Source organism: Parapedobacter lycopersici (assembly GCF_040395035.1).
Classification (GTDB): Bacteria; Bacteroidota; Bacteroidia; order Sphingobacteriales; family Sphingobacteriaceae; genus Parapedobacter; species Parapedobacter lycopersici_A.
Window position 1 is genome coordinate 1 of the sequence record NZ_JBEBRB010000099.1, and the last position, 7,663, is coordinate 7,663.

General features: G+C 50.8%; 4 protein-coding genes. All 4 read left to right on the forward strand.

Going from position 1 to position 7,663, the window contains the following annotated elements:
- Positions 1-60 precede the first annotated feature (60 nt).
- Positions 61-2,271, forward strand: coding sequence for a multicopper oxidase domain-containing protein (locus tag ABWO75_RS12910; protein WP_502922405.1), 2,211 nt, complete (start codon positions 61-63; stop codon positions 2,269-2,271).
- 164 nt (positions 2,272-2,435) lie between these two features.
- Positions 2,436-5,459: a sensor histidine kinase gene (locus ABWO75_RS12915; RefSeq protein ID WP_353186175.1), complete on the forward strand. Its 3,024-nt coding sequence runs from the start codon at positions 2,436-2,438 to the stop codon at positions 5,457-5,459.
- 120 nt (positions 5,460-5,579) lie between these two features.
- Entirely contained in the window at positions 5,580-6,200 is a 621-nt protein-coding gene (locus ABWO75_RS12920) for a response regulator (protein ID WP_353186177.1), read from the forward strand.
- A gap of 72 nt (positions 6,201-6,272) precedes the next feature.
- Positions 6,273-7,663 (forward strand): BspA family leucine-rich repeat surface protein (locus ABWO75_RS12925; protein WP_353186178.1); only part of this gene is annotated, 1,391 nt, incomplete at its 3' end.

Below are 7,663 nucleotides of genomic sequence, written 5' to 3' on the forward strand. Positions count from 1 at the left end.
CAGAGCCCGTTGCCGTAAGCCAACGCCGATAGGGATGAAATAATAGCGATAAAAATGAATATGAAGCGCAAAATACTGATGACCGCTTTGATGCTGGCATCGTATGCTACGATATATGCACAAAAAGTAGTGCGGTACGATTTATATGTGAAAGATACCGTGGTCAACTTTTCCGGAAAAGAAAAACGGGCAATTGCCGTGAACGGCCAGATACCGATGCCTACGTTGGAATTTACCGAAGGTGACACGGCCGAAATCGTGCTGCATAACCTGCTGGATGAGAACACCGCGCTGCACTGGCATGGGGTGCAGCTGCCAAACCGGGAAGATGGGGTACCTTTTCTTACTCAGATGCCAACGCCTCCAGGAGCGACACATACCTATCGCTTTCCGGTGAAACAGAATGGTACATATTGGTACCACAGCCACGCGGGTATGCAGGAACAGATCGGCATGTATGGCTCGCTGGTTTTTCACAAGCCGAAAGGCGACCCCACATTTAGGAAGGGGATTGATGACCTGCCGACGGTCCCTGTTATCCTGAGTGAATGGACCGACTTGAAACCGGAAAATGTGCAACGGATGCTTGCGGCTGGAAACGACTGGTTTGGCATTAAGAAAAACACCGTACAGAGTTACGCCGAAGCCATCGGAGATGGGCACTTTAAAACCAAGGTAGTAAACGAGTGGAAGCGGATGGAGGCGATGGATGTAAGTGATGTTTATTACGAGAGATTCCTGATCAACGGCAAGAATCAAAGCCAGTTGCCGGAGTTCAAGTCCGGCAGCCGGGTACGCCTACGGGTGTCCAATGGCGGTGCCTCCTCTTATTTCTGGCTGACTTATGCCGGTGGTAAGATCACCGTAGTGGCCAACGACGGCAATGATGTGGAGCCGGTTGAGGTTGACCGGCTGATTATCGGGGTATCGGAAACCTATGACATCGTTGTCAATATTCCAGCCGAAAATACGTCATATGAGCTGCTGGCTACCGCCGAGGACCGCTCGGGATCGGCCTCGTTATTCCTTGGCGACGGCGTCCGCCAGTTGCAGGCACGTTTGCCAAAGCTCAACTATTTCGAAGGGATGAAGATAATGAACGGCATGATGAAAATGAATGGCGACATGAACGATATGGGCATGGACATGAGCTTGCAGCAAATGGATATGAACGCGGTAATGTATCCGGAGGCACAGGTACAACCCCAGGCCGCCGGTGAACATGCCGGACATAGCGGTCACACGATGGGGGCTAATGGGCCGGTAACCCTGAACTATGGGATGCTGAAAGCACCGCACCCAACTACCCTTGCTTCGGAAGCCCCCGTACGTGAACTGAAGTTTACCCTTACGGGGAACATGAACCGGTACGTATGGAGCATGGATAACCGGGTGCTGTCCGAGACAGACAAAATACCGGTAAAAAAAGGCGAGATACTGCGTATTACCCTGTATAACAATTCGATGATGCGTCACCCGATGCACCTGCATGGATTTGATTTCCGGGTGATCAACGGACAGGGAGAACATGCGCCGCTGAAAAACGTGCTCGATATGATGCCGATGGAAACCAACGTTATTGAATTTGAGGCTAATACGGAAGGCGATTGGTTTTTTCACTGTCATATCCTTTACCACATGATGGCCGGAATGAATCGGGTCTTTGCCGTCGGTGAATACGATAATCCGTTGTTGCACGATAAGGAAATGGCTTATCGCATGTTACAGCACGAAAGTAATATGTGGCATTTTATGGCTGAAAACGACATAGCAACCAATGGCAATGACGGAATGGCGATGTTACAGAACGCCCGTTGGGGTGTAGGTGTCGAATGGGCGGTAGGCTACAACGCTATGCATGGTTACGAGGTGGAAACACACGTTGGACGGTATATCGGCCGCATGCAATGGCTCATGCCGTTTGTCGGATTCGACTGGCGGTACCGGAAGATGGGGATAGATGAGCACGAAAAAAATATGTTCGGCCAGGTGAACAAGAAGGACAGCAGAAAACAACTAAGCGTGGGCGTGCTGTATACGCTGCCGATGCTGATCAACTTTCAGGCAGAGGTGTATCACGACGGGATTGTCCGTTTGCAGCTGATGCGCGAGGATATACCGGTAACCCGACGGTTGAGGGCGGGTTTCATGGTCAATACCGATAAGGAATATATGGGTGAATTGCACTACATCATTACCCGGAACGTCGGAATCCGTACGCACTATGACAGCGATATGGGATTTGGCGTGGGATTGTCGTTAAGCTATTAAGTTCGGCTGGTTAAGACGGCACTCCGCTTCGGCATATAACGATTGGATAATTTATGAAGATTGGGTTGCCGGTTATGTGGTTTCTTTTTATTTTCGTACGTTGGAGTGGCCGGCTTCTTATGGAGCCGGCATCCTATTTCTGCCAGAACACGAAGATCACATAAGTGAAAGTACATCTGCCGTTGTTGCGTATGGCATTCATACGCTGGAAAGCCCTCTTGATCGTTAGCCTCATATGCGTATGTGGCGTGGCCCGCACCATAGCGCAGGAGAACGGATTTCTGTTCCGGGATATCGGACTCTCCGAAGAATTTGATGATCGTATCATTACGCTGACCGAAAAGGACCATGCCGGTCTGCTTTGGTTTGTGACGAATGATGGATTGTACCGTTACGACGGCAATGAGACAATTCGCTTCGACCGGAACAGTAACCCAGCCATATCGCATAGCACGATAACCGATATCTTGGCCGACAGTCGGGATAACCTTTGGATTGCAGGGCTCGACGGCCTGACGCGGTTCGACCTGAAAGCCTGGAATGCGGTTCGGGTGAAGGTGGCAGCTGCCAGGAACCCCGGAATACGCGAGGTAAATATCCAGTCCCTCGGCGAGGGTATTGATGGGCGTATCTACGCCGGAACCCGTGACGGAAAGCTTTACCGCGTGGCAAATGATAGCCTGGAACTGGTAACCGATATTGCGGAACCCTTTCACGGACAGTTCCGTCTGGCCGCCATTTATACGATAACGGAACCGTACCCCGGTGAGTTGTGGTTGGCTACGGAAATCGGTAAAATGATCCGGATACGGGTAACGGGTGACCGTTTTTCGCAGCCGGAGTACTTCGGGCTTCCGGAGTTTGAAGGGTGGGGAATCCGCGATGTTTACTTCCATCCTTCGGGAAAAAGTCTCCTTAATGTGCCACAACACGGGTTATATGTATTTGATACCCATGCAGGGACTATGGAACGGCTGTCACCGGCCGGTGCGAAGGACCTGGGGAAGAACGGAGTTGCTTTTTTTGCACCGTTTGGTCGGGATAGCACGTTGATTTTTACCAACCGGGCGGATATCGGGAAGGAGAAGTTATTTGTATATGACTTTGTTAAGGATACGACCACCATGCGGCTGATTTCTTATCCGGAATACATGAACGACAATCACATCGATTGGTTCGAAAATAAAGGGAATACGCTGTTGATGTCGTTGAATAACTTGATTGTGCAGCTGGTGCCGGCCAAACATCTCTTTAAAACAATGCTTACTGATGCGGTTGCCATTAACAGCATCCGTAGTATTTATAAACATCCGGGCGGGCGCCTCTACGTTGGATCGTATAAGGACCGTTTTGTGTCAATCGATGAAAAGACCGGTGAGAAAATAGCGGAATCGAATCAGTTTGTCTACGATATACTCCACTGGAATGCGGATACCTTGCTCCTGAGCACGGAAGGGGACGGGTTGTTCTGGTATGAAATGAACAAACGGAAACTTACGCCCCTGGTATTGCATCCGGCACGATCGGGACTACATCCGCCGCAAACTTACATGACAACGCTCACACGGGCGGGCCGGGAGTCGGTTTGGGTGGGTACCTATACCGGATTGCTGCTGGTGAATCCCTATACGCATACTTACGAGCCGATCAAAGATGATGTACTGGTGCAGACCAAAATACTTTCCACAGTGGAAAACAATGGGAAGCTATGGATCGGCACTCCGACAGGGCTGGCGGAATGGGATAAGGATACAGACACACTGCATTACCGTATTTCCGATAGTCCGGTGTATTGCATCATCCGGGTTGGTGCCGAATTTTGGCTGGGTACCGAAGGCAAAGGCATCCTCATACTGGATAGTGACGGACGGATAAAGGACACCATTGACAATAGCGGTGGGTTGACAAACAATACCGTATATGGCCTCGTATCGGAAGGCCAGCACGTGGTGGCCGCAACCCAGAATGGCATGAGCATCATCGACCGGAAAACCAACCGTATCCGGAATTATTCGCGACTTGATCAGCTACCGGCAAGTGAATTTAATCACCGCGCGGTTTTCCATGCGGGTGATACGGTGTATCTGGGTACCATAAACGGGCTGGTACGCTTTAGCGTAGCCAATGAAAGTACATTGCTGAACGAGGTATCACCGAAAGATATTCCCTTAGCGGTTACCCGCCTGACGACCGAGCGCAGCGGGACGGGGACACAACACCACTACGCATTTCCGTACCTAAAGGAAAACGGCATTGTCATTGAAGCCGGCACGCGCTATTTTTCAATTGGCTTCGGTGGGTGGAGCGAGTACACGGAAGGACTACAATATTTTTACCGGCTTGATAGCCAGACCGACTGGTACCCATTGGGAAACCGACAGGAAATCGCGTTTGTCGAAACACCGCCGGGCGATTATCAGCTGGAACTTATGGCCCAATTACCGGACGGACAGCAGGCAGGTGCAATGCTTCAGGTACCGCTTGTCGTAAAGCCGGCTTTTCACCAGACCGTCTGGTTCAAGGCGCTGGTGTTACTGGCAATTGGCTTGCTGATATGGAGTGTATTCCGCTACCGCGAGCATGTGATGCGCAAAGAAAAAAAGATGCGTGTTAAAATTGCCAGCGACCTGCATGATGAGGTAGGCAGTTCGCTTACGCGGATTTACTTTCAGGCGGATTCGTTGTCGGTAAAACCCTATCCCGGTGACGGGAAACAATTGCAGCAGATTGCTGATACGAGTAAAGAAGCATTGTTGACGATGAGCGATATGGTATGGTCGATCGATTCCCGGTTTGATACCGTGAAAGACCTCGTAATCCGCATGAAGGACTATGTATACAAGCTCCGCGAAGAACTGGACGCTGTTTACCGGTTCGATATTCATGGCGACTATACGTCGCGCCCGGTGTCGCAGATCATCCGGCAGAACCTGTTCCTGATTTTCAAGGAAGCGCTGACCAACGCCATTAAATACGGTGATGGCTCGGAAATTACCATTGAATTAGCGCTGGAGCGTGCGATCCGGCTCCGGGTCACGAACCGCTATGCCACCGGAGATGGCCGTATTGCGGATCAACAGGGTGGCCGAGGCATGCAAAGTATGCAACAACGGGCAGCTAAAATGGGTGGTCAGCTTTCCTGTACCGCAGAAGACGGGGTGTTTCAGCTTACACTGATCGTGACGTAATTCTTCCCGCTGAATCCGGATTTCCTCGATGTCGTGATCCATGATCAACGACGGGGAAAGAAACCCGTACTCCCCGAAAGAGGGATAGGAACTTGATTCGGCAATACCTACCTTTACACCATGATACGCCTGGGCATTATCGAAGACGACGAGGAGATCCGGAGCACGCTGATTAATTTTTTTGATAGTCAGCCGGGTTTCTCCTGTCTGATCGCTGCTGACTCGGTAGCTGCTTTTTTTGAACAATGGAAAGAAACGGTTTACCTGGACATTGTGCTTTCCGATATCGGCCTCCCCGGCGAGTCGGGCATCAAGGGGGTCCAGCGCATCAAAAAGCATGCGCCGCTATGCCAGGTAATTATGCTGACGGTGTATGACGATGCTAACCGGGTGTTCCAGGCGTTATGCAATGGCGCTTCGGGCTACCTGCTTAAGCAAACACCGCTATTGAAGATTAAGGAAGCCGTTTTGTCGCTGCATGAGGGTGGCGCACCGATGTCACCTGGAATTGCCCGGATGGTGGTCGAGTATTTCAACCCCAGGAACCCGGCTGATCTCCAGGAAAAGCTGACACCGCGGGAAACACAGATTGTTGCCGCAATTGAGGAAGGGCTCACGAACAAGGAGGTAGCCATCCGCCTCGATATTTCCGTAGAAACGGTCAAATACCACATCAAACACATCTACCAGAAACTGGAGGTGAACAGCCGTCACGCACTGATCAGCCGGAAATACAGATAGCCCTGCCATTACGCGCTCTCCCCCCAAAGGGGGATACCATTTCCGATCGATTTGTCGTCAATTTGTGGCGTTATGGAAAGATCTCTACCACGTCTACCTAAGCCATTGATCTATTTGTGGTTTATGCTGTCGTTCACACTGCTTAGCCTGACTGCATTGGCACAGCGGCCATTTATCACCACCTGGCAAACGACCACCGCAAACGAAACCATTACAATTCCGGTCAATTCGGATGTTACCGGGTATAACTATACTGTGGATTGGGGAGATGGAAATACGAGTACCAACCAAACCGGGGACGCAACGCATAGTTATGGGACTACGGGAACACATACCGTATCCATTACCGGGAATTTCCCTGCAATACGGCTTGGATCCTACGGTATCGATGTGACCGACAAGCTGATGAGTATCGAACAGTGGGGCGATATCGCATGGTCTTCCATGGAAAGGGCCTTTTCGGGTGCTCGGTACATGGTGTTGAATGCGACCGATGTGCCGGATTTAAGCGGCGTATTGTCCCTATCGCGGATGTTTATGGGCGCAGAAGCATTTAACGGCAACCTCAGTGGGTGGAATGTTTCGGGTATAACCGACATGAGCAGCATGTTCTATAATGCAAAAGCGTTTAATGGCAATATCAGCAATTGGGATGTATCCAGCGTAACCAACATGCGAGGGATGTTCTGGCAAGCATCCGTATTCAACCAGGACATCGGGGGTTGGGACGTGGGCAATGTGGCGGATATGTCTTTCATGTTTTACCAGGCACCGGTCTTTAACCAGGATTTGAGCAGTTGGGATGTGTCCAGCGTGACGACGATGAACAGTATGTTCTTCATTGCCCTTGATTTTGACCAATCCTTAGGGAGTTGGGACATTTCCAATGTGACAGATATGGACGATATGCTGCTCGCGACCGGTCTTTCTTCTGCCAGTTATGGTGCCACGCTCATCGGTTGGGCAGCGCTGCCGGCAGTTCCTGCTAATATCACATTGGATGCTTCGGGCCAAGAGTATTGTCCGGGTACGGCAGCTGAAACTGCCCGACAGCAGTTAATAGCTAAAGGGTGGACGATTACGGGCGATGCAGAGGCAACAGAGTGCAGTGGCGGTTCGGTGATTACACCCGGTGATCCCGGCAACTTCGTGACCACTTGGGCTGTTGATGATATAATATCCGACCCCACCATTACCATCCCCACCCGCAGCGACGAGACCTACAATTATAATATCTACTGGGAAAACACAGCGAATGCCGCCCAAAACGGAATGCTTACCGGGCAAACTGGAAACGTAACATTGACTTTCCCTGAAGCAGGCATTTACCGGGTGGAAATCAATGGCGCTTTCCCTGCGATCCAGTTCGGTAGTGCTGCCAGCGCTGACGTCAATGACCGAAAACTACTCACTGTGGAACAATGGGGCGATCAGGTCTGGCAAAGTATGCATCAAGCATTCGA